Genomic DNA, 25,319 nt, shown 5'->3' with positions numbered 1-25,319 from the left:
GTCCCGCACCGAAATCCGATCGACGCTGTCGGTGGGCACCCGTAGGCTGGCCTCCTCACTACGAGGGGGATCTCATGTCGACTTTGCAGGTGACGGCCGAACGGCTCGTCGTCCTACCGCATCCGAACGCCGACCGGCTCGAGCTGGCCCAGGTGGGCCTGTACCGGGCCGTCGTCGCCAAGGGGCAGTTCCGCACGGGCGAGCACGCGCTCTACATTCCGGAACAAGCGGTGCTGCCCGAGGCGCTGATCGGCGAACTCGGCCTGACCGGGAAACTGGCGGGGTCGAAGCACGATCGGGTGAAGGCGGTGCGATTGCGCGGGGAGGTGTCGCAGGGCATCGTCTGCGTGCCCGCCGCGCTGGACGGGGTGGACCTGGCGGCGGCCGCGCGCGAGCGCACCGACTTCGCCGAACGCCTCGGGATCGTCAAATGGGTGCCGCCCGTCCCGGTCTCGATGTCGGGTCAGGTCGAGCCGGCGCCGGAGCTGCTGCCGTGGATCGATGTCGAGAACATCAAACGGTTCCCGGACATCTTCGCCGCCGGGGAGCCGGTGGTCGCCACGGAGAAGATCCACGGCACGGCCTTCCTGCTCACCCATGTACGCGCCGAGGACCGGATCCTGGTGTCGTCCAAGGGCGTCGGCGGCAAGTCGCTGGCGCTGACGTTCGCCGAGGGCAACCTGTACTGGCGCGCGATGCGCGCGCACGGGCTGGACGAGGCGGCCAGGAAGATCGCCACCGCACTGGGCGCCGACCGGGTCGGGCTCTTCGGTGAGGTCTACGGCCAGGGAGTGCAGGATCTGCACTACGGCGCGTCCGCGGCACAGGACACCTCGCTCGGTTTCGGCCTGTTCGACATCGCGGTGGACCGCGACGGCGAGCCGGTGCGCTGGCTGGGCCATCACGAGATCGGCGCACTGCTCACCGATCTCGGGCTGACGGTGCCGCGCGTGCCGGTCCTCTACGAGGGGCCCTACGACGCGGACCTGCTGGTGACCCTGGCCGAGGGTGCCGAAACCGTCAGCGGCACAGGCGCCAACATCCGGGAGGGCCTGGTGGTGCGCGCCACCGCCGAGCGGCACACGCCGGTCCTCGGCGGCCGGGCGATCGGCAAGATCGTCTCGAACGCGTACCTGCTGCGTGACGGTGGCACCGAATTCGAATGAGGCACTGGGCCGCGCGCGCCGCGCGCGGCCCTACCGCTCACCCGAGGTCCGGGCGCGAACCGTCTCCGAGACGACCGCGGCGGTCAGCAGCGCCGTCACGCCGACCACCAGCCATATCCCACCCAGATGTGGTCCCGCCCAGGCCAGCACCACCGCGACCAGCAGACACGGGACCGGCCACCGCAGCAACCAGCGCGGACCCGCGCTCGGCAACCCACCCAGCCCGCACACCAGGAAGAAGGCCGCGGCGCCACCACCGAGCACCCAGCTGATCCCCGCGGGCAGATGACCTGACGGATGCGCCGCCACCAGACCCAGACCCGCCGCCACCGTGGCGACCGCCGCGCTCAACGCGCAGTGCGTGCCCATGACCCGGTGCCGGGCCACTTCGACGGCGTCGGTCCGCGCCGACATCATCCGGGGCACGAACCCGAAATGCAGGGTGAGCGCCCACATTCCCAGCAGCGACAGGAACGCGCCGACACCGATCACGGCGACCGGCAGGGTCCACTCCTCCGCCGACACCGCGGCGATCACCGAGATCACGCCCTCTCCGAGCACGATGATCAGGAACTGCCCGAGCCGTTCACCCAGGTGCGCGGGATCGGCGCGCACCGCCCGCACCGGAGTCGGCACGCCCGCTTCGCGTCCGCCGCGCCGCGGACCGGCCGGCCGACGGCGTAACCGGGCGCGCACCCGCCGTTCGGCGTCGGCCAGCATGCGTTCGGCGTCGACCGCGAACATCACCCACAGATCGAGCCCGAGACCCACCGCCCACAGCACGAACTTCCAGGGCGCGGGCACCCACAGCGAGACGATCCACGGCAGTGTTCCCGCGCCGAGCTGCGCGATCGGCCAGTCGACGAGGACCTGGCCGCGTCCCCACGCGGCCGACGAGGCGACCCGCACCAGCACATAGATCGCCGCGAACACCGTCGCGTGCTCGTCGGGCATCCCCGCGACGGCGGCCATCATCACGCACAGCCCGAACATGCAGCCGAACACCAGGGTCGTGCGCGCCTGTTCGCCCGCGACGTTGCTGTACACGGTGACGCAGGCCCACAGCACCCAGAATGCCAGGTAGAGAACGAGATACAGGCCGAACTCGCCGAGCGAGGGGCCGCGGTGCAGCAGGTGGGTGAGCTGCCCGATCCCGGCGACCGCGACGAGGTCGAAGAACAGCTCGGTCCAGCTGGCGCGCCGTTCCTCGGTGCTCTCCTGGGTGCTTGCCATCCGCCGAGTATGCGGCCGGCGCGGGCGGGCTCCCAGCTAGCCGGTGGTCGTGTCGCGGCGGGTGTGCAGTTCCAGGACACAGCACTTCACGCCGCCGCCGCCCTTGCGCAGCTCGGACATGTCGACCGGCACGGGCGCGAACCCGCGGGTGCGCAGTGCCTCGATCAGCCCGGTCGCCTCGGGGTCGAGGAAGACGTGGTGGCCGTCGCTGACGCCGTTGAGGCCGAACGCGAGCGCGTCGTTCTCGTCGGCCAGGATCGCGTCGGGATACAGGGCCGCCAGCAGATCGCGCGCGGCCGGGCTGAAGGCAGGCGGGTAATAGGCGACAGTGGCGTCGTCGAGCACCATCAGCGCGGTGTCGAGGTGGTAGAAGCGCGGGTCGACCAGTTCCAGCGACACGACCGGGAGGTCGAAGTACCGCTCGACCTCGGCGTGCGCCGACAGCGAGCACCGGAAGCCGACGCCGGCCAGGATCCGCTGCCCGGCGAAGGTGAAATCGCCCTCGCCCTCGTTGGTTTCGCGCGCCGCGGCCAGCGACCGCAGCTCCCTGGCCGCGAACCAGCGGTGGAAGGCCGGGCCCTCGGCGGCCCGTTCGGGATGGGCGAAGCGCGCCGAGAGCGCGTGCCCGCCGATCACGATGCCGCTGTTCGCGGCGAACACCATGTCGGGCAGGCCCGGCTCGCCGGGGACGGTCTCCACCGTGTGGCCGTGTTCCTCGAGCACCGCGCGCAGGATCTCCCACTGCGCCAGCGCCCGCGCCCGGTCGACGGGGGCGGCGGGATCCATCCACGGGTTGATCGCGTAGGCGACCTCGAAATGGTCGGGCCTGCACATCACATAGCGGCGCGGGGTCGCGGCGCGCGCGGGCGCCGGGGCCGCGAGCGGAGAGGTGGCACGAAGAGGGGCTGCGGCGGTCATCAGGGCTCCCGGTGGCTGCGCGAGAAACGTGTCCCTCCGACGGTAAATGCCTCTCCGTTGCACCAGGAACACTGATCTGTTGCGCATATCGATGCGAGAATGGCGAATCATTGTGTCCGGCATCGAGGGAGCGGCATGGACGACATCGATCGGCGGATCCTGGCCGAACTGCTCACCCACGCGCGGGCCTCGTTCCAGGACATCGGCACCGTGGTCGGGCTGTCGGCGCCCGCGGTGAAGCGGCGCGTCGACAAGATGGTGGCCAGCGGGCAGATCACCGGCTTCACCGCCCAGGTCAATCCCGCGGCGCTGGGCTGGACCACCGAGGCGTATGTGGAGGTGTACTACCGCGACAACATCTCCCCCGCCGAACTGCGCCGCACGCTCGAACCGATCCCGCAGATCGTGGGCGTGTGGACGATCGCGGGCGAGGCCGACGCGCTGGTCCACGTGATGGCCACCGACATGGCCGAGATCGAGGTCACCGTCGAGCGGATCAGGGAGAACGCCCGCGTCGGCCGCACCCGCAGCTCGCTGGTGATGTCGCGCATCCTCGAGCGCCCACGCACCTGAGCCACCGCGACGGAGGCCACGTCGAGCACAGGTTCTAGGGTTGACCGCATGTCCGACGTGCGTACCAGCTACCTCACCGACGGGGCCGAGATCTATCGGCGCTCCTTCGCGACGATCCGCGCCGAAGCCGATCTCGCCGGTTTCCCCGCCGATGTCGAGCGGGTGGCCGTCCGGATGATCCACGGCTGCGGGCAGGTCGACCTGGCCGGCGACATCGCCTACTCCCCCGGCGTGGTCGCCGCCGCGCGCGCCGCGCTGCAGGCGGGCAAGCCGATCCTGTGCGACGCGAACATGGTCGCCTCCGGCGTCACCCGCAAGCGCCTGCCCGCCGACAACGCTGTGCTCTGCAACCTGGCCGACCCGCGTGTCCCCGAACTGGCCGCGCGCCTGCGCAACACCCGGTCGGTGGCGGCGCTGGAGCTGCTGCGCGATCAGCTCGACGGCGCCGTCGTCGCGATCGGCAACGCCCCGACCGCGCTGTTCCACCTGCTCGACATGCTCGACGCGGGCGCGCCGCGACCGGCCGCGATCATCGGCATCCCCGTCGGCTTCATCGGCGCCGCCGAATCCAAGCAGGCGCTGATCGACTTCGGTGGGGTCGAATACCTCACCGTGCGCGGCAGGCGCGGCGGCAGCGCGATCACCGCGTCGGCGCTCAACGCGATCGCGGGTGAACAGGAGTGAGTGAGATCAGCACCGGCAAACTGTGGGGCATCGGCCTCGGCCCCGGCGACCCGGAACTGGTGACGGTGAAGGCGGCCCGGCTCATCACCGCCGCCGACGTGGTCGCCTTCCACAGCGCCCGGCACGGCCGCAGCATCTCGCGCGGCATCGCGGCGCCGTACCTGCGGGAAGGCCAGATCGAGGAGCACCTCGTCTACCCGGTCACCACCGAGACGACCGATCACCCCGGCGGGTACCAGGGCGCGATCGACGAGTTCTACGAGCAGGCCGCGGCCCGGCTCGCCGTCCACCTCGCCGCCGGGCGCAGCGTCGCACTGCTGGCCGCCGGTGATCCGCTGTTCTACAGCTCCTACATGCACATGCATCGCCGGTTGGCCGATCGGTTCGAGGCCGAGATCGTCCCCGGTATCACGTCGGTGAGCGCGGCCTCGGCGGCGCTGGGCACCCCGCTCGTCGAGGGCGAGCAGGTGCTCACGGTGCTGCCGGGCACCATGCCGGTCGAGCAGCTCACCGAGCGGCTGCGCACCACCGACGCCGCCGCGATCATGAAACTGGGCCGAACCTATCCCGGTGTGCGCCAGGCACTCTCGGACTCCGGACGGCTCGCCGACGCCTACTACGTGGAGCGCGCGAGCAGCACCCGCCAGCGCGTGCTGACCGCGGCCGAGGTCGACGACGCCGACGTGCCCTACTTCGCCATCACCATCGTGCCCGGTCCGGCGCCGACCACCCCGATCGTCACGACGGGCGCCGGATCCGGGTCATCCGGCACCGCAGCGGCTCCCGGCCGTCCGGTCGAGGGCACGGCGCCGTCGAGCCGGGCAGCCACCGAGCCCGCCACGCCGGAGCGCGGCGAGGTCGTCGTCGTCGGGCTCGGCCCCGGCGACACCGACTGGACCACACCCGAGGTCACCGCGGCGCTGGCCGAGGCGACCGACCTGGTCGGCTACACCACCTACATCGACCGGGTACCCGAACGCGCAGGCCAGCGCAGACACGCCAGCGACAACAAGGTCGAGTCGGAGCGTGCCGCGATGGCACTGGACCTGGCCAGGCGCGGCGCACGGGTCGCGGTGATCTCCTCCGGCGATCCGGGCGTCTTCGCCATGGCCGCCGCGGTGCTCGAGGTCTCGGCCGAACCGCAGTTCAAGGACGTGCCGGTGCGGGTGCTGCCCGGGCTGACCGCGGCCAATGCCGTCGCCAGCCGGGTCGGCGCGCCGCTGGGCCACGACTACGCGATGATCTCGCTCTCGGACCGGCTCAAGCCGTGGGACGTGGTCGCGCGGCGGCTGGCGGCCGTCGCCGCGGCGGACATGGCGATCGCGATCTACAACCCGGCCTCCTCGCAGCGCCGCTGGCAGGTGGGCGCCATGCGGGAGGTGCTGCTGGAGCACCGCGATCCGGAGACTCCGGTGGTGCTGGGCCGCGATGTCGGCGGGCCGACCGAAACCGTCCGGGTCACCACGCTCGGCGAGCTCGATCCGGAGCAGGTCGACATGCGGACGCTGCTGATCATCGGCGCCTCCACCACCACCGCGTTCGACACCCCCGAGGGCACCCGCGTGTTCACCGCGCGCCGCTACGGCACCGACTAGCGGACACGCCGCGACGGCACCGGTCCTGGTCGGTGGCACACCCCGGGCGTAACATTCCACTTAGGAATGTAGTTCGAAGGGAGTTGACCGTTGACCGACACCGTGACTCGACGCCGCCCGCTGAACTCCACCGCGGCCTCGCTTCTGGGGTTCCTGCACGAGGGTCCGATGTCGGGCTGGGACCTGGCGACCCAGGCCCAGCAGCGCATCGGCGACTTCTGGACCATCACCCAGAGCCAGGTCTATCGCGAACTGTCCGCCATGGACGCGGCGGGACTGGTGACCAAGGGCGAGCGCGGTGCCAGGGAACGCACGCCCTACCGGATCACCGACATCGGCCGCGACGCCTTCGCCGAGTGGATCGCCCGCGATCCGGGCGTCGAGACCATCCGGGTCCCGCTGCTGCTCACGCTGTCGTTCGGCGAGCATCTCGAGCCCGCCCACCGCGACCGGATCATCGCCGCCAACCGGAACATTCATCAGGACCGGCTCGACCGCTATCTCGACGAGGATCCGACCGCGCTCGCACCGAACCAGCGCGCCACCCTCGAATTCGGCATCGCCTACGAGCGCGCGGTGCTGGACTGGTTCGATCAGCTTCCCCGCATCTTCGCGGGGCCGCGCCCGGGCTGACCCGCGCCGAGCCGGTCAGCGCACGCGGTGCGCGGCGGCGTCGTGCAGCCATTCCAGCGCAGCGCCGACCTCGTCGACCGCGACCGCGTCGACGGGCAGCGGCGGCCGGTCGATCATCACGACAGGCAGCCCGGCGGTGCGGGCGGCGAAGATCTTGGCCTCGGTCTGCTCGCCGCCGCTGTTCTTGGTGACGAGCACGTCGATGCGGTGCCGCGACATCAGCACCAGCTCGTCGTCGAAGGTGAACGGACCGCGGGCGAGCAGCAGTTCGTACCGCGACGGCAGTGGCGCGGTGGGCGCGTCGATCGCGCGGATGACGAAACGGTGCCGGTCGCAGCCGGCGAACATGCCGACGCCCTGGCGGCCGATGGTCAGCAGGACCTGTTCGCCGTGCGCGGCGAGCGCCTCGGCGGCCGCGGCCAGGTCGGGGACGCGGGTCCACAGGTCACCGGGGCGCTGGACCCATTCCGGTCGCCGCAGGTGGACCGCGGGAATGCCGAGATCGGCCGCGGCGGTGGCCGCGTGGGCGCTGACCTGCGCCGCGAAGGGGTGGGTGGCGTCCACGACGGCGTCGATCGCGTTCTCGCGCAGCCAGGTTCGGAGGCCCTCGACACCACCGAACCCGCCTATGCGCACCGGACCGACAGGCAGCCGCGGATGCGCGACCCGGCCGGCGAGCGAGGACACGATGTCGAGTCCGCGCTCACCCGCCGCGATCCGGGCCAGTTCCCTGGCCTCACCCGTGCCGCCGAGGATCAGGACTCTCAGGGCTGCCCACTGAAATAGGCCGTGCCCGCGTCGATCAGCGACGGACCACCGGCGATGAGCAGACCGATCACGCCACCGATGATGGCGCCGGGAATGATGGTGACGATGCCGATCGCACCGAGCAGGGCGCCGATGATCGCACCGACGAGCGCGCCGGTGGAGGCCCGCTGCAACTCGGCCATGAACCACTGCTGCGAGCTGATCGCCTCGGCGGCGGCGACCGTCTTCGGCGTGAGGGTCAGGCGCGAGCCGTCGGCCTCGACGGCGGCCGCGATCTCGGTGGGGGCTCCGTTCACCGTCCCCGTCAGCGGCACCTGGGCGACGACGGCGCCCGCCTCGTTGGTCAGCGTCACCGACTTCTGGTCGGCGGCGAGCGCGAAGCGACCGCCGGTGACCGAGGTCACCACGGACTTGCCCGCGTCGGCGATCTGCGCGAGATAGGTCACGCCGCGGTCGGTGCCCCGGACCTCCGGCGCGTCCTGGCCCGCGACCGCGGGGGCGGGAGCGGCGGGATCGGCGGCCACCGGGGCGGCGGCGATGCCGGTCGCGGCGATGGCCAGCAGCGCGGGGGCGGTGAACTTCGAGAACTTCATGTAACTCCCCATCATGGATACATCGAACCGGGGGGATCACCCGGAACGGCCCCGACCATACCCCCGAGTCACTCGTTTTACACGTTCGGTTCGTAACGATCGCGAAATCGCACGCGCTGCGTGGACGGATTTGTCGTGATTTGCGCGTGATCGTTCCGTGATCGGCGCGGTGTCAACCAGCGGGTTTTCGGACGATCCATTGCGCGACCGGCAGGTGGGGGCGCCACGCGGTGAAACCGCCGAGCGGTTCACCCCGGTAGATCTGGAATTTCCGCAGCGTGCCGCCGTGCCGGGCGGCCCAGTCCAGCAGCTGTGCTTCCGATTCCGCGGTGACGGCGTTGGCGACGAGACGTCCGCCGGGACGCAGGCGCTGCCAGCACTGGTCGAAGACACCGTCCTGGGTGAGGCCGCCCCCGAGAAATATCGCGTCCGGCGCGGAGAATTCCCGCTCGGCAAACTCCGAGCGCACTTCACCGCGAATCGTAATTCCCGGGACGCCGAGCGCGGCGGCATTGGCGGCGATCTGTTCGCGGCGCGCGGGCAGGCGTTCGAAGGTGACGGCGCGGCAGCGCGGATGTGTGCGGCACCATTCGATGGCGACGCTGCCCGAGCCGCCGCCGACGTCCCAGAGCAGTTCACCGGGCGCCGGGGCCAGCGCGGTGACGGTGAGGGCCCTGACCTCGGATTTGGTCAGCTGACCATCGCCGGTGAAGGCGGTGTCGGCCAGGCCGGGCAGGCGGGTGTCACGGCGGGCGCCGGGGTCGGCGACGCAGGCGATCGCGACGATGTTGAGCGGATCGCCCTGCGGATGTGCCCAGGTCGCGGCGGTGCCGGTGCGTCGGTGTTCGGCCGGGCCGCCGAGCTGCTCGAGAACGGTCAGCGTGGAGGCACCGAATCCATTGTCGCGCAGCAGCGTGGCCAGCTGCGCCGGGGTCCGCTCGTCCTCGCTGAGCACGAGCACCCGGCGGCCGTCGGCCAGCTCGGGCAGGACCGTGGGCAATGGCCGGGCAACCACGCTCACGACCGGAATCTCGGCCAGCGGCCAGCCCAGCCGGGCGCACGCCAGCGACGCCGACGACGGTTGCGGAAACACGCGCAGCGCCTCGGCACCGAACCGGCGGGCCAGGGTCGCGCCGATACCGTAGAACATCGGGTCGCCGCTGGCCAGGACGCCGATCCGGTGCTCGGCGTGCTGCGCGAACAGCGCGGGCAGGGCGGGCAGCAGCGGACTGGGCCACGTCACCCGCTCGGCCGCACTCGCCGGTAGCAGGTCCAGCTGCCGCGGCGATCCGAAGACGACCTCGCACTCCCCGATCGCCGCCCTGGCGGCCGCACCGAGCCCGTCCCAGCCGTCGGCGCCGATCCCGAGCACGACGATCGGCGCACCGGTCCACCGGGACTCCTCAGCACCCACCACCGCCTCAGCGGCAGGCACCGCGCCGCCCTCGCCCCTCGCCGGTCCCCGTGTCGGCGACGGCTCAGCGGGAGACGCGCTCGCGTTCCCCTGCGGGGCCGGCGACCCGGCCGCGGGGGTCGTAGGCGGTGTCGTCACCGGGGCATCCGGCGCCACATGAATTGCGGGATCAGGCCCATCACGAAGAAGGCCACGTTCAGGCGGCCGGGGACCGCGACGCGGGTGGCGCCCTTGCCGAGGGCGCGCACGACGGCGTCGGCGACCTGGCCGGGGGTGCTGGACATGGGGGCCGGGTCCATGCCGGTGGTCATCCGGCCGATCACGAAGCCGGGGCGTACCAGCAGGAGCTGGACGCCGGTGCCGTGCAGAGCGTCACCGAGGCCGGCTGCGAAGCCGTGCAGACCGGCCTTGGCGGAGCCGTAGACGTAGTTGGCCCGGCGCACGCGCACACCGGCGATGGAGCCGAACACGACGATCTGACCGAATCCCTGCGCGCGCAACAGGGTGGCCAGTGTCGTCAGGACGCTGACCTGGGCGACGTAGTCGGTGTGCACGACGGCGACGGCGTGCGCCGGATCGCTCTCGGCGCGATCCTGATCGCCGAGCACACCGAACGCCAGCACCGCGGTCCCGATGCCACCGTGCTCGGCGGCGAGCTTCTCCAGCAGCGGCGCGTGGGTGGCGGTGTCGTCGGCGTCGAATTCGACAGCGTGGACGGCGCTCGCGCCCGCGGCACGCACCTGCTCGATCTCGGAGTCCAGAATGCCCGCGCGACGGGCGGCCAGGATCACCACCCGTCCCGGCGCCAGCCTGCGCGCCACCTCCAGGCCGATCTCGCTGCGCCCACCCAGGACCAGGACCGGTCCGTCACTCGTCTGCGTACCCATGCGCCCAGTCTGTCACCTCCGCCACCCGCGAGATCGCCGTCCCCGGCGCCGGGCCGGGGCGGAGGCTGTCGCCGGACGACCGGCCATGGGCGTCGCTCGGTCGGGCGCGACGCACAGTTCTGCCCGGGCGCGCTCCACGGCTCGGCGGCGGGACGCCGCGGCGGTCACCTCTCCCGGCCGGGATCGCATGGCGCACCGGCACCTGGCCGGCTCGGGTGACCTCGACAGCGATGGCGCCCGGCGCGGCGGCTAGCGTCGACGCATGCCGATCACCACCGCCTCGCTGTCCCCCGCCGCGCTCGCCTTCGTCACCGAGCGGCACCTGGCCACCCTCACGACCCTGCGCGCGGACGGGACCCCGCATGTGGTCGCGGTGGGCTTCACCTGGGATCCCGAGGCCGGGATCGCGCGGGTGATCACCGACGGCGCGTCGGTGAAGGCGCGCAATGCGGCGCGGGGCGGGTACGCCGCGGTGAGTCAGGTCGACGGCCCCCGCTGGTTGACGCTGGAGGGCCCTGCCACGGTGCTCGACGACAGCGACGACGTCGCCGAAGCCGTCCGCCGCTACACCGAGCGCTACCGGGTACCGCGTGCGAACCCGACGCGGGTCGTCGTGGCGATCCAGGTGCGCCGGGTCCTGTCGTCGAGCACGCTGAAGTAGCTGCCCGCGAACCGGTTACAGCTGCGTGAGTCCGTGCGGCCGGTTGTTCATCGACTCCACGCCGTCGGCGGTGACCACGACGATGTCCTCGATGCGGGCACCCCACTCGCCGCGGAAGTAGATGCCCGGTTCGATGCTGAACGCCATGCCGGGCTCGAGCACGAGGTCGTTGCCCGCGACGATGTAGGGCTCCTCGTGGACCGACAGGCCGATGCCGTGGCCGGTGCGGTGCACGAAGGCGTCGCCGAGGCCCGCGTCGGCCAGCAGAGTGCGCGCGGCGGCGTCGATGGATTCCGCGGTCACCCCGGGGCGCACGGCGGCGACAGCGGCGGCCTGGGCCGCCTCCAGCAGCGCCATCCGCTCGGCCACCTGCTTGCTCGGCGCGCCGAGCACGTAGGTGCGGGTGGAGTCGGAGAAGTAGCCGGGTTCCACGGGGCCGCCGATGTCGATGACGACCACGTCGCCGGCCTCGATGACGCGGTCGGACACCGCGTGATGCGGATCGGCGCCGTGCGGTCCGCTGCCCACGATGACGAAGGCCGCCTCGGTGTGGCCCTCCTCGATGATCGCGGCGGTGATGTCGGCGGCCACCTCCGCCTCGGTGCGGCCGGGCCGCAGGAACTCGCCCATCCGCGCGTGCACGCGGTCGATCGCCGCGCCCGCCCGGCGCAGGGCGTCGATCTCGGCCTCGTCCTTGATCATTCGCGACTGCCGCAGCACCGGCGTCGCCGACGCGGGCAGCCCGGTGGTCGACTCCGCGAGCGGGATCAGGTGCAGCGCGGGCATGGCGTCGGCCACGGCGATCCGCGAACCGGCGTGCAGTGTCGAGCGCACCAGCTGGTACGGGTCGACACCGTCGACCCAGTCCATGATCGGCAGCCCGAGCTCACCCGCGGCCGAGCCCTCCAGGGCGGCCAGCTCCAGTTTCGGGATCACGACCGAGGGCGTGGCCCCGTCGGCGGGGATCACCAGACAGGTGAGCCGTTCGAAGGATTCCGCGGCCGAACCGATCAGGTACCGCAGATCGGGACCGGGGGTGATCAGCAGGGCGTCCAGATGCGCCGCGCGCATCAACTCCACCGCCCGCTCCAGCCGCTGACCGTAGACCTCCGCCGCGAACCTGGCATCCGTGTGCGCGCTCATAGGTTCCGACGTTACCCGGCGGGACGGGGCCCGCACAGGAACGGTTGCCCGATCGTGGCCTTGCGCGACACCGGCGGCCACCGTCGCGGCCCTCGGGCACCGCGTCGGTGGCTCGGGGCACAATCGAGCCCGTGACCGATGACCAGAATCCCCGTGGCCCCCTGCTGATCCTCGACGGCGCCAGCCTCTGGTTCCGCGCCTACTACGCGATCCCCGACAAGCTCAGGGCGGCCGACGGGCGCTCGGTGAACGCGTTGCGCGGCTTCACCGACATGGTGGCCTCGCTGATCACCAAGCACCGGCCGAGCAGGCTCGTGGTCGGTCTCGACCTGGACTGGCGACCGCCGTTCCGGGTGGCGCTGGTGCCCTCGTACAAGGCGCACCGCCTCGACACCAGCGTCGGCGCGGCGCCCGGCGCCGAGGAGGTACCCGACACGCTCACCCCGCAGGTCGAGATGATCATCGAGGTGCTCGCGGCCGCGGGTATCGCCACCGGCGGCGCCGAGGGGCTCGAGGCCGACGACGTGCTGGGCACCCTCGCCAGCCGGGAACGCCGCGATCCGGTGGTCGTGGTCAGCGGCGACCGCGATCTGCTGCAACTGGTGCGCGACGATCCGGCCCCGCCGGTGCGCGTGCTGTACGCCGGCCGCGGGCTGGCCAAGGCCGAGCTGTTCGGGCCCGCCGAGGTCGCGGCGAAATACGGTGTGCCGCAGCAGAACGCCGGCCCCGCCTACGCCGACATGGCGACCCTGCGCGGCGACGCCTCCGACGGGCTGCCCGGCGTCGCCGGGATCGGGGACAAGTCGGCAGCGCAACTCATCTCGAAGTTCGGTTCCCTCGACGCGCTGATGGCGGCCGTCGACGATCCGGAGGCGGACCTCGCCAAGGGGCTGCGCGCGAAACTCGTGGCGGCACAGGACTATCTGAAGGCCGCGGCGCCGGTGGTCCAGGTGGTCCGCGACGCCGAGGTGATCCTGTCCGGACCCGAAGCGCTGCCGATCACCCCGGCCGACCCGGACCGGCTGCTCGCGCTGGCCACCGCCTACAACGCGGAGAGCCCGATCACCCGCCTGGTCACCGCGCTCACCGCGGTGCACCGCGCCTGAGACGACGCCGGGCCGCCCGCGAATACGCGAGCGGCCCGGAACGACTACGGCCCCAGCCTAGTTCGGGCGACCGACCTCGTAGGTGCCGTCGTCCTTGGTGATCTTGATGCTGACCTTCTTGGCCTCACCGCTGACCTTCAGGTCGCAGGTGAAGGTCGCGTCGACCTCGACCTTCTGGCCCGACGGGCACGACACGTCGGAGACGTCGGCGATGCCGTAGGAGTCCTTCAGCACGCGCGAGACGCCGTCCTGGACCGCGGTGTTGTCGAGTTCGTCGGAGGAGAACACGACGAGCAGCAGGCCGATCACGGCGGCGAGCACCAGCACACCGGCCACGACGAGGCCGATCACCAGCCCCTTGCCCTTCTTGGCGCCGGGCGCCTGCTGCGGCTGCTGTCCCCACTGCTGCTGCGGCTGCTGACCCCACTGCTGCTGGGGCTGCTGGCCCCACTGCTGGGCGCCGGCCGCCTGGGCGTTCCAGTCCTGCGGCGGCGGCTGGGTCTGACCCCACTGCTGCTGCGGGCCGGTCGGCTGCTGCGGCGGCTGACCCCACTGCGGCTGCTGGGCGGGCTGCTGCGGCTGCTGTCCCCACTGCTGCTGCGGCTGCTGGCCACCCCAGTGCTGGGTGGGTTGTGCCTGTTGCGGGTCCTGCGGCGGTTGCGCCGCACCGCCCCAGTGCTGGGTGGGTCCGGCGCCGCCGGCCCCCTGCTGACCTCCCCAGTGCTGGGTGGGATCGTTGCTTCCCTCCCCTGGGCCATTCGGTCCGTACGGGCCGCTCATCCACTCGCCTCCACTCGCATCGTTGTACATACGGTAGCCCCCCGCGCCAGGCCAGCCGCTTTCGCACGACTCCGCCATCACGGTCGGTACGCCAGGAAATCAAATCACAGACGAATCCACTACGCGGCGTCCACTGCGACGACACCCCGCCGCACCGCGCGCACGGCCTTGGCCGCGGTACCCGCGATCTCGGTGTCGTCGGCGGTGTTGTGGATCTGGTCGAGCAGGTCGATCACCTGTCGGCACCAGCGCACGAAGTCGCCCGCCGACAGCGGCGTGCCCTGATCGCCACTGGCCAGCAACGCCTCGGCCAATGCGTCGCCACGCGCCCACTTGTAGACGCCGCCGACGAAACCGAGGTCGGGTTCGCGGGTCGGCGGCAGCTTGTGCCGCGCCTCGTCGGCCCGCAGCTGCGACCACACCTCGATGGTGGCGCCCACCGCCCGCCGGATGGGTTCGGTGGGTCCGGACGCGGTGAGGAACCCGCCTTCGGAGCGGGATTCGTACACCAACGTGGACACCACGGCCGCGAGTTCGGCCGGGCCGAGACCGCGCCAGATCCCCTGCCGCAGCGCCTCGGCGACGACCAGATCGCTCTCGGCGTAGATCCGGGCCAGCCGACGGCCGTCGGCGGTGACCTCACCGCGCTCGACGAACCCGCGCTCCTCGAGCAGGCCGACGATGCGGTCGAAGGTGCGGGCCAGCGAATTCGTCGTCGCGGCAACCTTCTGGCGCATCGACTCGGTCTCGCGGGCCAGCCGCGCGTAGCGCTCCCCGGTGCGGCTCATCTGCTCGCGGTCGGGGCGGCTGTGCGCCGGATGCGAACGCAGGCTGCGCCGCAACGTCGACAGTTCCCTGTCCTCGCCCGCGCGGGTGTGATCGTTGCGCCTGCGCCTGCCCGGCGCGGAGATGCCGGTGCTGCGCAGGGCCGAGGCGAGATCGCGGCGGATGCGCGCGGTGCGGTGGTCGACGCGGCGCGGCAGCCGCATGTGCCCGAGCGCCTCCGCGGGCACCGGGAAGTCGGCCGCGGAGATCCGGCCCGCCCAGTGGTCCTCGGTGAGCACCAGGGGCCGCGGATCGCCGGGGGTCTGATCGGGTTCCAGGATGACGGCCAGACCGGCACGGCGGCCCGACGGGATGGCCACCACGTCGCCGCGGCGCAGCCCGATCAACGCCTTGACCGCCGCCCCGCGCCGATCGGCCCGCCCCTGCTGTTGCAGCTCGCGTTCACGCTGCTTGATCCGGTCGCGCAACGACAGGTACTCCATGAAGCCGCCGTCGACACCGCCGAGCTGGCTCTCCAGTTTGCGCAGCGCGCCCTGGTTGCGCTCGATGCCGCGGACCAGGCCGACGACCGAACGGTCGGCCTGGAACTGGGCGAAGGAGCGCTCGAGCAGGCCGCGCGCCTCCTGCGCGCCCAACCGGTCGATCAGGTTGATCGACATGTTGTAGCCGGGCCGGAAGGAACTGCGCAGCGGATAGGTCCTGGTGGAGGCCAGGCCGGCGACGGCGCTGGTGTCGACCTCGGGCTGCCAGAGCACCACGGCGTGGCCCTCGACATCGATGCCGCGCCGCCCCGCGCGGCCGGTGAGCTGGGTGTACTCCCCCGGCGTGAGTTCGGCGTGCGATTCGCCGTTGAACTTGACCAGGCGCTCGAGCACCACGGTCCGCGCGGGCATGTTGATGCCGAGGGCCAGGGTCTCGGTGGCGAACACCGCGCGCACCAGGCCCTGGACGAACAGTTCCTCGACCGTGTGCCGGAAGGCCGGCAGCATGCCCGCGTGGTGCGCGGCGAGGCCACGGTGCAGTGCCTCGCGCCACTCCCAGTAGCCGAGCACCTCGAGATCACCCTTGGGCAGGTCGCCGGTGTGCTTCTCGATGATCTCGTCGATCCGCTCGGCCTCGCCCGGCCTGCTCAGATCGAGCCGGGCACGCAGGCACTGGGCCAGCGCGCCGTCGCAGCCCGCGCGGCTGAAGATGAACGTGATCGCCGGGAGCAGGCCCTCCTCGTCGAGACGGGCCAGCACCTCGGGACGTGGCAGCGGCCGGAAGTTGCCGCGGCCCCCGCGACCGCGCGGTCCGCCGTAGCCCTGCATGCGGTCGGCGGCCTCGCGCTGGCGGATGAACCGCACCAGGTCCTCGTCGACGAGGACCTTCTGATCGCTGGACTTGGTGTCGAACAGGTCGAACATCCGCTTGCCGACCATCACGTGCTGCCACAGCGGCACCGGCCTGGTCTCGTCGACGACCACCGCGGTGTCGCCGCGGACGGTCTCCATCCAGGCGCCGAACTCCTCGGCGTTCGACACCGTCGCCGACAGGCTCACCAGCCGCACGTCCGGGGACAGGTGCAGGATCACCTCTTCCCACACCGCGCCGCGGAACCGGTCGGCCAGGTAGTGCACCTCGTCCATGACGACATAGGACAGCCCACGCAGCGCGTCGGAGGACGCGTAGAGCATGTTGCGCAGGACCTCGGTGGTCATCACCACGACCGGCGCGTCGGGGTTGATCGACTGGTCACCGGTGAGCAGGCCGACGCTGTCGCGGCCGTAGCGCGCGGTCAGGTCGGCGAACTTCTGATTCGACAGCGCCTTGATCGGGGTGGTGTAGAAGCATTTGCCGCCCGAGGCCAGCGCCATGTGCACCGCGAACTCGCCCACGATCGTCTTGCCCGCGCCGGTGGGCGCGCACACGAGCACGCTGTGCCCGTCCTCCAGGGCCGCGCAGGCGGTCCGCTGGAAGGGGTCGAGTTCGAAGGAGATTTCGCTGGCGAACTGCGCCAACTCGTTGGCCCGCGCGGGAGAATCGGTCACCCGTCAGAGGGTATCGGAGTAGTCCGACACCGGACGGGTGGTTTTCTCCGGGGGCGCGACGGGGTCGGCGGGAGCCACCGGCTCCGGCGTGTCCAGCGGCGAGGCCTCCTCGTCGGAGAGCGGGCCCCAGCCCTCGGCGGCTTCGCGGCGGGCCCGGCGCGCGTCGTTGAACCGGGCGAACTGCACCGCCAGTTCGAACAGCACCGTGAGCGCGAGGGCCAGCGCGAGCATCGAGAACGGGTCCTGCGGGGTCACGACGGCCGCGAAGACGAACAGGCCGAAGATGAGCCCGCGCCGCCACGCCTTGAGCTTCTCGTAGGGCAGCACGCCCACCAGGTTCAGCCCGATGATCACCAGTGGCGTCTCGAAGCTGACGCCGAAGATGATCAGCAGCTGGATGATGAAGCCGAAATACTGGGAACCGCTGAGCGCGGTGATCTGGACGTTGTCACCGATGGTGAGCAGGAACGACAACGCGTGCGAGACGACGATGTAGGCCAGCACCGCGCCCGTGACGAACAGCACGCTGCCCGCGGTGACGAACCCGACCGCGTACCGGCGTTCCTTGGCGTAGAGGCCAGGGGTGATGAACGCCCACAGCTGATAGAGCCAGAACGGCGCCGCCAGCACCACGCCCGCGGTGAAGCCGACCTTCAGGCGCAGCATGAACTGCTCGAACGGCGCGGTCGCCAGCAGACGACAGGCGCCGTCGGGGCTCAGGCTGGCGCGGGCCGACTCGGGCAGCGCGCAGTAGGGGCCACGCAGGATCTCGCCGAGGCTCTCGAGCCCGAGGAACGAATGCGCGTACCAGAAGAAGCCGATCAGCGTGGTGACCGCGATGGCGGCCAGCGCGAGCAACAGCCGCGTGCGCAGTTCCTGCAGGTGCTCGACCAACGACATGGTGCCGTCGGGATTCGTCCTGCGCTTGCTGCGCCGTGGATCGAACGGAATACGCATGGTGGGTGGTGGCCTCTAACCCTCGGTCCGGCGGATGCTCGACGAAACAGCACTCAGCCCCGGAGCTCCTCGTCCGCGCTCCGGGGTGCACACCGGGGTCAGACCGACTTCTGGCCCTGCTGCGGGTCGGCGATCGGCGCCTGCGCCTGCGGTGCCGAGGCGGACAGCTGCTGCTGCGGCGCCGGCGCGGCGGGCTGGGCGGCCGGTGCGGCCGACTCCGACTGCATCTGGCCGACCTCACTCTTGAAGATCCGCAGCGACCGGCCGAGCCCGCGCGCCGCGTCCGGCAGCCGCTTCGCGCCGAAGAGCAGGACGAACAGCACAGCGATGATCAGCAGGTGCGTCCAGCTGAAAGCGCCCATTTTCAGATACCTCCAAAGACCGTGGTGACTACCGATGCTACCTGCCGACCGCGCGTCACGGTCCCGCGCCCGAGGCGGTGTTCGCCACTCGTTCAACCACGGACGGCGGCCGCCGCCGCGGTGAGTTCGGCGAACAACCGGCTGCCGCTGAAGCGGCGCGTGTCCCCGGCCTCCGCCTCGCGGATCAGCTCCGTGAGCCGTCGATTGACCGGCGTCGGGTGGCCGACCATCTCGCCCAGCCGCACGATTTCGCCGCACAACCACGCGATTTCGGTGCGCCGGCCCAGCGCGAGGTCGTCGGCCATCGACGAGCGCGCCAGTGGGTCGATAGCCAGCACCTTGCCGAACACCCGACGGAAGATCGGGTCGGGCACCCGCAGCAGATGCACCATCAGTTCGGGGGGCACCGGCGTCAGCTGGGCGGGCCGAATTCGCGCAGTGTTCATCACCGCGAGCGCTTCGGCCTGCGCGAGCGCGAGGCAGCGCCGGTAGTCGCGCTCGGCGAGTTCCTCCCGCAGCGGGCGCCCCGACAGCGCGTTGATGGGGTTGTTCAGATTGAGCAGCAGCTTGGCCCACTGCACCGGGCGCAGGTCACGGTGCCTGCGCAGCGGCAGCCCGGCGGCGCGGAAGCGCTCGGCGAACCGGTCGACCACCGGATCGTCCTGCACGGCGACGACACCGTCGCTGGCCCGGTGGAACCGGCCGTTGCCGTTGTGCACGACGTTGAACATGACCATGCCCGCCAGCACGATGCTGGTGGGCAGGATCTCCCGGATCAGGGTGTCGTTGCCGATGCCGTTCTGCAGGCTCACCACCGGTGTGCCCGGTCGTAGCCGGCCCGCGACCGTCCGGACCGCGGCGGCGGTGGCCGCCGATTTCACGGTGACCAGCACGAGGTCGGCCAGTTCGGGCTCGTCGGGCTCGAGCGCCAGCCCGAACCGGTCGGGCGTGACCTCGGTCGTTCCGCCGTCGAGGTCGGTCAGGCGCAGGCCGTGCTCGGCGATGTCGTCGAGGACGCGCTGACGGCCGACGAAGATGACGTCCATGCCCGCGGCGGCCAGGTGACCGCCGATGAAGACCCCGATGCTGCCCGCACCGAGGACCAGTACTCGCTGGTTCACGCCGGTTCGGTCTCCCCTGACAAGCCCGCGGCCGCGTAGGCGGCCAGGGCCGCGTCGGCGCGATCACGCACCGCGGCGACCAGTTCCGTGGGACCGAGCGCGCTCACGCCCGTCCCGAAGCCGAGCAGCAGCCGCGCCATCCAGTCCGCGGAGGCGAACCGCATCCCGGCCTCGATGCTGCCGTCGGGGCGCGATTCGATGCGGTGCATCGGGTACTGGTCGAGCACCCAGGCGTAGTCGGCGCGGATGCGCAGCCGGGCCAGCGGCACATCGGGGTCGTCCTGGAACAGGTCGAGGGCGGCCGCGTCGGCGGCGGCGTGACTCGGCGGCCGGGCGGGTTCGTCGAGTTCGGTGGCGTCCTCGATCCGGTCGAACCGGAACAGCCGCACGCCCTCGGCCTGTCTGCACCAGCCCTGCAGGTAGCTGTTGTTGTCGACGAGGATCACCCGGATGGGGTCGACGATGCGCTCGGACACCTCGTCGCGGCTGGCCGAGTAGTACACCAGCCGCACGGCGCGCCCGTCGGCGAGCGCGGCGCGCACGGTGGCCACCACCGGCTGTTCGACGGGAATCGCGGCCGGCCTGCCGGTGATCTCGGTGTCGCTGCTGGCGATGGCGGATTCGATCTTCGCGATGGCGGAGTGCGCGGCGGTCGGGTCGACCATGCCCGGCATCTCCACGATCGAGCGCAGCGCCACCAGCAGCGCGGTGGCCTCGGTGGAGGTCAGGCGCAGCGGCCGGTCGATGCCGGCGGAGAAGGTGACCTCGATGCTCTCCTCGGAGAAGGACAGGTCGATCAGATCACCGGGGCCGTAGCCCGGCAGCCCGCACATCCACAGCTGGTTGAGGTCGCTCATCAGCTGCTTGGTGGTCACCCCGAGTTCGGCGGCGGCCTCGGCGGCGCTGATGCCCGGGTGCGCGAGCAGGTACGGCACCATGTTGAGCAGGCGCGAAAGGCGCAGGGACAGGCGCGAACTCACGACGTCACCTCCGTGTGGTCGAGTACCGACCGTAGCCGGTTCATCACGTCGGCGCGCAGTTCCGGTGGATCGAGCACGAGCACGTCGGGTCCGAGGCCCGTGATCAGCCGGGCGACCCAGTCGCGCGAGCGCACCGGTACCTCGACGACATCACCCGGCCTGCCGCCGAGTTCCCTGGTCTCGAGCTCGGTGCCGATCCGGCGCAGCTCCCGGCCGCGGCCCTTGGCGACCCATACCGTCGCCGAGCCGGTGACGGGCGCGTCGCCGGTGACGCGATCGACGATGGCGCGCAGGTCGGCGTCGGCCGGCTTGCGCACGGCGTTGTGCGGCCCGTACGGGACCACCTCGCCGCCGATGCGCGAGAGCCGGAAGGTGCGCACGGCGTCGCGTTCGCGGTCGTGCCCGACCAGGTACCAGCGCCCGTGCCGGGTGACCACGCCCCAGGGCTCCACGTCACGGGTGACGAACGGGTCGGTGACGGCGCTGTGGTGGCCGAAGCGCACGGCCTGGCCCGCGTCGATCGCCGCGAGCAGTTCGCGCAGCACGGGTTCGGAGCCGCGGGTGCGGGCGGGCACGGCGGGCACCGACACCCCGACGTTCTCGGTTTCGACCGTGACGCCGGCGGCGCGCAGCTTCAGCAGCGCGCCTTCGGCGGCACTCGCGAGCTCCGGGGAGGCCCACATCTGCACGGCGACGGCGACCGCGGCCGCCTCCTCGCTGGACAGGTCGATATCGGGCAGTTCGTAGGCGTCGCGGTTGATCCGGTAGCCCTCGAGCGTCGAGAACCGCCCGACCGGACCCACTTCCAGCGGAATGCCCAGGTCGCGCAACTCGTTCTTGTCGCGCTCGAACATCCGGCTGAACGCCTCGTCGGTCGCGGAGTCCTCGTAACCGGCCACGCTGGCGCGAATGCGCTCCGCGCTCAGGAACTGCCGGGTCGACAGCAGCGCGATGACCAGATTCATCAGCCGCTCGACCTTGGATATCGCCACCCGTAAGAGGGTAATGGTCGCGTACGCGACGTGCGGTCACGCGCCCCCGAATCGTCGGCGCAGCTCACGCTTGAGCACCTTGTGGGTGGGACCGAGGGGCAGTTCGGTGACGAACTCGACCCGTCGCGGGTACTTGTACTTGGCCACCTGTTCCTTGCCGAAGCCGATCACCTCGTCCGCGGTGAGCGGCCCGTCGGGGACGACGACCGCGAGGATCTCCTCGCCGTAGTGGGTGTCGGGCACCCCGATCACCGCGACCTGCGCGATCCGCGGGTGCCGCAGCAGCGCGGCCTCGACCTCGGTCGGGTACACGTTGTACCCGCCGCGCAGGATCATCTCCTTGACCCGGTCGACGATCCGGATGCGGCCGGTCGCGTCGCGGGTGCCGAGATCGCCCGTGCGGAACCAGCCGTCGATCACCGCCGCGGCGGTCGCCTCCGGCCTGCCGGTGTAGCCGCTGAACACGTTGTGCCCGCGCACCACCACCTCACCGGTCGCCCCGACGGGCAGCAGCTCGATCCGGTCGGCGACGTCCGGGTCGGCGATCTCCACGTCGACACCCCACACCGGGTGGCCCACGGTGCCCGGCTCGGTCCCGTAGACCGGCTGGTTCACCGCGGCGGTCGGCGAGGTCTCCGAGAGTCCGTATCCCTCGAGCACCGGCGCCCCGAACGCCTGCTCGAAGTCCTCGAGCACGCTGACGGGCAGGGCGGCGCCCCCGCTGACGCACAGTTTCAGCGCGGGCAGTTCCGCCGCGTCGCGGGCCGCGGCGACCAGGGCGAGGTACATGGTGGGGACGCCGTGGAAGAGGTTGACCCGTTCCGCGGCCATCAGCGCGATCGCCTGGGCCGCGTCGAAGCGCGGCATCAGCACCAGGGTGCCGCCGACGCGCCAGTGCGAGTTCATCGACACCGTCTGCCCGAACACGTGGAACAGCGGCAGCGCGCCGAGGGCGATGTCGTCGGGCCGGATCTCGTTGGCGTCGAAGGTGTTCACGGTCGCGCACATCACCATGTTGAGGTGACTGAGCTCGGCACCCTTCGGCGTGCCGGTGGTGCCGCTGGTGTAGAAGACGACGGCGGTGTCGAGCGGGCCGCGGGAGACGAAGGCCGGGATCGCGTCGCCGGCCAGCTCGCTCGGCGCGACGCTGTCGATCCCGGCGGCGCGGGCGGCCGCCGCGCCGGTGTCGGCCACCATCGGATGGCAGATCAGCAGGGACGCGCCGCTGTCGCGCAGCACGTACTCCATTTCCGGGGCGGTCAGCAGCAGGTGCACGGGCACGACCGTCGCGCCGGCGGCGAGGATCGCGAAGTAGGCCCGGGGGAAGTCGGCGGTGTTGGGGCACAGCAGCGCCACCCGGTCACCGGGCCGGACACCGCGGGCGATCAAGGCGCCCGCCTGTTCGCGGGCTTGGCGCCACAGCTCGGCGAAGGTGAGGCGGGTGTCGCCCTCGATCAGGGCGAGATGGTGCGGACGGCGGCGGGCGGGTTCGGCGAGGATGCTCGCCAGGGACAGGGTGGCGTTCACGATGGTTCCTAGTGTTCGACTGCGATGGCGAAGAAGGGTGGGGTCAACGGTGGAGGTGTAGCGCGAGTCCCTGGCCGACACCGACGCACAGCGTCGCGATCGCGTGCCGCGCGTCTCGATCGGCCAGTTCGATGGCGGCAGTGAGTGCCAGGCGAGCGCCGGTGGCCCCGAGCGGATGACCGATTGCGATCGCGCCCCCGTTCGGATTGACGTGGGCGGCGTCGTCGGGCAGGCCGAGCCCGCGCAGGACCGCCAGCGCCTGGGCGGCGAAGGCCTCGTTGAGTTCGACGACATCGATGTCACCGATCCCCAGACCTGTTCGCGCGAGCAGTTTCCCGACCGCGGGCACCGGGCCGATGCCCATCGTCCGCGGCGGCACACCGGCGGCGCTCACCGCGCCGACCGCGGCCAGCGGGGTCAGCCCGTACCGCCGGACGGCGGTCTCGGACGCGAGCAGGATCGCGACCGCGCCGTCGTTGATGCCGGAGGAGTTGCCCGCGGTGATCGATCCGTCGGGCACCACGGGCCGCAGCCCGGCCAGCGCCTCGAGATCGGTCGCTCGTGGGTGCTCGTCGGTCTCGACCACGACCGGCTCGCCCCGGCGCCGCGGGACCGGCACCGGCGCGATCTCCCTGGCCAGTCGACCGGCGGCGATCGCGGCAGCGGCCCGCTGCTGGGAGCGCAGCGCGAACGCGTCCTGGTCGGCGCGCGCGATGCCGTGCTCGGCGGCGACGTGCTGGGCGGTCTCGGGCATCGAGTCGACGCCGTACCGGTCGCGCAGGCGCGGATTCACCAGCCGCCAGCCGAGGGTGGTGTCGGCGAGTTCGGCCGAACGATCCCACGCCGCGGCGGCTTTGGGCACCACGAACGGCGCACGGGTCATCGATTCGACGCCACCGGCGATCACCAGCTCGGCGTCGCCCGCCGTGATCGCCCTGGCCGCGTAGGCGACCGCGTCCAGTCCCGACGCGCACAACCGGTTGACCGTCACGCCCGGCACCGTCACCGGTAGCCCGGCCAGCAGCGCCGCCATCCGGGCGACGTTGCGGTTGTCCTCGCCCGCCTGATTCGCGCACCCGAACACCACGTCGTCGACGGCGGCGAAGTCCACCGTGGGCAGCCGCTGGGTGAGGGCGGTGAGGACGTGCGCGGCGAGGTCGTCGGGGCGCACGGCGGCCAGCGCGCCGCCGTAGCGGCCGAACGGCGTGCGCACGCCGTCGACCAGATACGCGCGGCCGCTCACAGGCCCATGTTCTTGGCGATGATCATCTTCATGACCTCGCTGGTGCCGCCGTAGATGCGGTTGACCCGGTTGTCGGCGTAGAGGCGGGCCACCGGGTATTCGGTGATGTAGCCGTAGCCGCCGTGCAACTGCAGGCAGCGGTCGATCACCCGGGACGCGACCTCGGTGCAGAACAGTTTCGCCGAGGCGGCGTCGGCGGCGGTGAGGACACCGTTGTCGAGGGCGTCCAGGGCCCGGTCGACGACCGCTTCGGCGGCGTCGACCTCGGCCTGGCAGGCGGCCAGCTCGAACTTGGTGTTCTGGAAGTTCGCCACCGGCTGCCCGAAAACGGTGCGGCCCCTGGTGTATTCGAGGGCGAACCGGATCGCCGACTTGGCCTGGGCGTACGCGCCGACCGCGATGGAGAGCCGTTCCTGCGGGAGGTTCTGGCCCAGGTAGTCGAAGCCGCGGTGCGCTTCGCCGAGCAGGTCGGTGACCGGCACCCGCACATCGGTGAAGGACAGCTCGGCGGTGTCGGAGACCTTCAGGCCGAGCTTGTCGAGCTTGCGGCCGACGGCGTATCCCGGCGCGCTCGTGTCGACCACGAGCAGCGAGATCCCGTGGCGGCGATCGGTGTCCGAGGGCGGCGCGGTCCGCGCGCAGACGATCACCCGGTCCGCGTGCACGCCGCCGGTGATGAAGGTCTTCGCGCCGTTGAGCACGTAGTGGTTGCCGTCCTCGGACAGCTGCGCGGTGGTGCGCATGCCCGCCAGGTCCGAGCCGGTGCCGGGTTCGGTCATGGCGATCGCGAACATCGTCTCGCCGGTGACGAAGCCGGGCAGCCAGCGCCGCTTCTGCTCCTCGGTCGCGAGGTTCTTCAGGTACGGCAGGCACAGGCCCACGTGCACCCCCGAACCACCGAAAGACACACCCGCGCGGGCGGTTTCCTCCATCAGCACAGCCTGGAACTTGAACGAGTCGATCCCGGCGCCGCCGTACTCCTCGGGTACCTCGATGCCGAAGACACCCAGCTCGGCCAGGCTGCGATAGAACTCGCGGGGCACGATCCCCGCCTCGTACCACTGGTCGTACACCGGCACGACCTGGCTCTCGATGAAGGCCCGCGCGGTCTTGCGGAACGCGTCGTGCTCGTCGGTGAAAACTGTGCGCTGCATGTGTTGTTCTCCG

At 71.6% G+C, this 25,319-nt stretch carries 24 protein-coding genes; 7 read left to right on the top strand and 17 right to left on the bottom strand.

Going from position 1 to position 25,319, the window contains the following annotated elements; genetic code table 11:
- Positions 1-74 precede the first annotated feature (74 nt).
- Positions 75-1,166 (top strand): RNA ligase (ATP), encoded by a 1,092-nt coding sequence (locus DFR69_RS31400; RefSeq protein ID WP_110041302.1) that lies wholly within the window; start codon positions 75-77, stop codon positions 1,164-1,166.
- Positions 1,167-1,196: 30 nt separating this feature from the next.
- On the opposite strand, the gene DFR69_RS31395 is transcribed toward DFR69_RS31400, so the two are convergent.
- Positions 1,197-2,399, bottom strand: a complete 1,203-nt coding sequence (locus tag DFR69_RS31395; RefSeq protein WP_110041301.1) for a low temperature requirement protein A — start codon at positions 2,397-2,399, stop codon at positions 1,197-1,199.
- A gap of 36 nt (positions 2,400-2,435) precedes the next feature.
- Complete coding sequence (gene ddaH, locus DFR69_RS31390) at positions 2,436-3,317, bottom strand: dimethylargininase (protein WP_186817373.1); 882 nt, start codon at positions 3,315-3,317, stop codon at positions 2,436-2,438.
- Positions 3,318-3,452: 135 nt separating this feature from the next.
- Between ddaH and DFR69_RS31385 the strand changes: the two genes are divergently transcribed.
- The 4 genes from DFR69_RS31385 to DFR69_RS31370 all read left to right on the top strand — a co-directional run bounded on the left by DFR69_RS31385 (position 3,453) and on the right by DFR69_RS31370 (position 6,802).
- A complete protein-coding gene (locus DFR69_RS31385) occupies positions 3,453-3,890 on the top strand; it encodes an Lrp/AsnC family transcriptional regulator (protein ID WP_110041299.1) in 438 nt (145 codons plus the stop codon).
- Between the two features lie 48 nt (positions 3,891-3,938).
- Complete coding sequence (locus DFR69_RS31380; protein ID WP_110041298.1) at positions 3,939-4,574, top strand: precorrin-8X methylmutase; 636 nt, start codon at positions 3,939-3,941, stop codon at positions 4,572-4,574.
- 5 nt (positions 4,575-4,579) lie between these two features.
- A complete protein-coding gene (gene cobJ / locus DFR69_RS31375) occupies positions 4,580-6,169 on the top strand; it encodes a precorrin-3B C(17)-methyltransferase (protein ID WP_110041335.1) in 1,590 nt (529 codons plus the stop codon).
- 90 nt (positions 6,170-6,259) lie between these two features.
- Positions 6,260-6,802, top strand: coding sequence for a PadR family transcriptional regulator (locus DFR69_RS31370; protein WP_110041297.1), 543 nt, complete (start codon positions 6,260-6,262; stop codon positions 6,800-6,802).
- Between the two features lie 15 nt (positions 6,803-6,817).
- Here the strand turns inward: DFR69_RS31370 and DFR69_RS31365 are convergent, their stop codons facing one another.
- From DFR69_RS31365 to dprE2, 4 genes are all read right to left on the bottom strand, one after another.
- Entirely contained in the window at positions 6,818-7,570 is a 753-nt protein-coding gene (locus DFR69_RS31365; protein ID WP_110041334.1) for a cobalt-precorrin-6A reductase, read from the bottom strand.
- Positions 7,567-8,163, bottom strand: coding sequence for a DUF8020 domain-containing protein (locus DFR69_RS31360; RefSeq protein ID WP_110041296.1), 597 nt, complete (start codon positions 8,161-8,163; stop codon positions 7,567-7,569). Before DFR69_RS31360 ends, DFR69_RS31365 begins: the two co-directional genes overlap by 4 nt.
- Before the next feature lie 172 nt (positions 8,164-8,335).
- Positions 8,336-9,598, bottom strand: a complete 1,263-nt coding sequence (gene cbiE / locus DFR69_RS31355; protein WP_244198552.1) for a precorrin-6y C5,15-methyltransferase (decarboxylating) subunit CbiE — start codon at positions 9,596-9,598, stop codon at positions 8,336-8,338.
- Positions 9,599-9,711: 113 nt separating this feature from the next.
- Positions 9,712-10,464, bottom strand: a complete 753-nt coding sequence (gene dprE2, locus DFR69_RS31350) for a decaprenylphospho-beta-D-erythro-pentofuranosid-2-ulose 2-reductase (RefSeq protein WP_110041295.1) — start codon at positions 10,462-10,464, stop codon at positions 9,712-9,714.
- Between the two features lie 262 nt (positions 10,465-10,726).
- Between dprE2 and DFR69_RS31345 the strand changes: the two genes are divergently transcribed.
- Positions 10,727-11,125 carry a PPOX class F420-dependent oxidoreductase gene (locus tag DFR69_RS31345; RefSeq protein ID WP_110041294.1) on the top strand — a complete coding sequence of 133 codons (399 nt, stop codon included), beginning with the start codon at positions 10,727-10,729 and terminating at the stop codon, positions 11,123-11,125.
- Between the two features lie 15 nt (positions 11,126-11,140).
- Here DFR69_RS31345 and DFR69_RS31340 read toward each other — a convergent pair whose 3' ends face one another.
- Entirely contained in the window at positions 11,141-12,268 is a 1,128-nt protein-coding gene (locus DFR69_RS31340) for a M24 family metallopeptidase (protein ID WP_110041293.1), read from the bottom strand.
- A 131-nt stretch (positions 12,269-12,399) separates the two neighbouring features.
- Here DFR69_RS31340 and DFR69_RS31335 point away from each other — a divergent pair, with 131 nt between their 5' ends.
- Positions 12,400-13,374 carry a 5'-3' exonuclease gene (locus DFR69_RS31335; RefSeq protein ID WP_110041292.1) on the top strand — a complete coding sequence of 325 codons (975 nt, stop codon included), beginning with the start codon at positions 12,400-12,402 and terminating at the stop codon, positions 13,372-13,374.
- Between the two features lie 57 nt (positions 13,375-13,431).
- Here the strand turns inward: DFR69_RS31335 and DFR69_RS31330 are convergent, their stop codons facing one another.
- From DFR69_RS31330 to DFR69_RS31285, 10 genes are all read right to left on the bottom strand, one after another.
- On the bottom strand, positions 13,432-14,154 hold the full coding sequence (locus tag DFR69_RS31330; RefSeq protein WP_110041291.1) for a DUF4333 domain-containing protein: 723 nt from the start codon (positions 14,152-14,154) through the stop codon (positions 13,432-13,434).
- Between the two features lie 119 nt (positions 14,155-14,273).
- Positions 14,274-16,970 (bottom strand): DEAD/DEAH box helicase, encoded by a 2,697-nt coding sequence (locus tag DFR69_RS31325; RefSeq protein WP_110041290.1) that lies wholly within the window; start codon positions 16,968-16,970, stop codon positions 14,274-14,276.
- 3 nt (positions 16,971-16,973) lie between these two features.
- A complete protein-coding gene (tatC, locus tag DFR69_RS31320) occupies positions 16,974-17,927 on the bottom strand; it encodes a twin-arginine translocase subunit TatC (protein WP_110041289.1) in 954 nt (317 codons plus the stop codon).
- A 98-nt stretch (positions 17,928-18,025) separates the two neighbouring features.
- Positions 18,026-18,289, bottom strand: a complete 264-nt coding sequence (gene tatA / locus DFR69_RS31315; protein ID WP_110041288.1) for a Sec-independent protein translocase subunit TatA — start codon at positions 18,287-18,289, stop codon at positions 18,026-18,028.
- Positions 18,290-18,381: 92 nt separating this feature from the next.
- Positions 18,382-19,410 carry a 2-dehydropantoate 2-reductase gene (locus tag DFR69_RS31310; protein WP_110041287.1) on the bottom strand — a complete coding sequence of 343 codons (1,029 nt, stop codon included), beginning with the start codon at positions 19,408-19,410 and terminating at the stop codon, positions 18,382-18,384.
- Positions 19,407-20,390 (bottom strand): helix-turn-helix transcriptional regulator, encoded by a 984-nt coding sequence (locus tag DFR69_RS31305; RefSeq protein ID WP_110041286.1) that lies wholly within the window; start codon positions 20,388-20,390, stop codon positions 19,407-19,409. The genes DFR69_RS31310 and DFR69_RS31305 overlap by 4 nt, the downstream gene beginning before the upstream one ends.
- A complete protein-coding gene (locus DFR69_RS31300; protein ID WP_110041285.1) occupies positions 20,387-21,382 on the bottom strand; it encodes a helix-turn-helix transcriptional regulator in 996 nt (331 codons plus the stop codon). Before DFR69_RS31300 ends, DFR69_RS31305 begins: the two co-directional genes overlap by 4 nt.
- A gap of 36 nt (positions 21,383-21,418) precedes the next feature.
- The gene (locus DFR69_RS31295; RefSeq protein ID WP_110041284.1) at positions 21,419-22,909 is read right to left on the bottom strand and encodes a long-chain-fatty-acid--CoA ligase; all 1,491 of its coding nucleotides are present in this window, start codon (positions 22,907-22,909) and stop codon (positions 21,419-21,421) included.
- A gap of 43 nt (positions 22,910-22,952) precedes the next feature.
- Positions 22,953-24,152, bottom strand: coding sequence for a 3-oxoadipyl-CoA thiolase (gene pcaF / locus DFR69_RS31290; protein WP_110041283.1), 1,200 nt, complete (start codon positions 24,150-24,152; stop codon positions 22,953-22,955).
- Entirely contained in the window at positions 24,149-25,306 is a 1,158-nt protein-coding gene (locus tag DFR69_RS31285) for an acyl-CoA dehydrogenase family protein (protein ID WP_110041282.1), read from the bottom strand. The genes pcaF and DFR69_RS31285 overlap by 4 nt, the downstream gene beginning before the upstream one ends.
- Between the last annotated feature and the right edge of the window lie 13 nt (positions 25,307-25,319).

Origin of the sequence: Nocardia neocaledoniensis (assembly GCF_003182135.1) — a bacterium.
GTDB lineage: Bacteria > Actinomycetota > Actinomycetes > Mycobacteriales > Mycobacteriaceae > Nocardia > Nocardia neocaledoniensis.
Note: the sequence above shows the minus strand (reverse complement) of the source record. Positions and strands in the feature narration are given on the sequence as shown.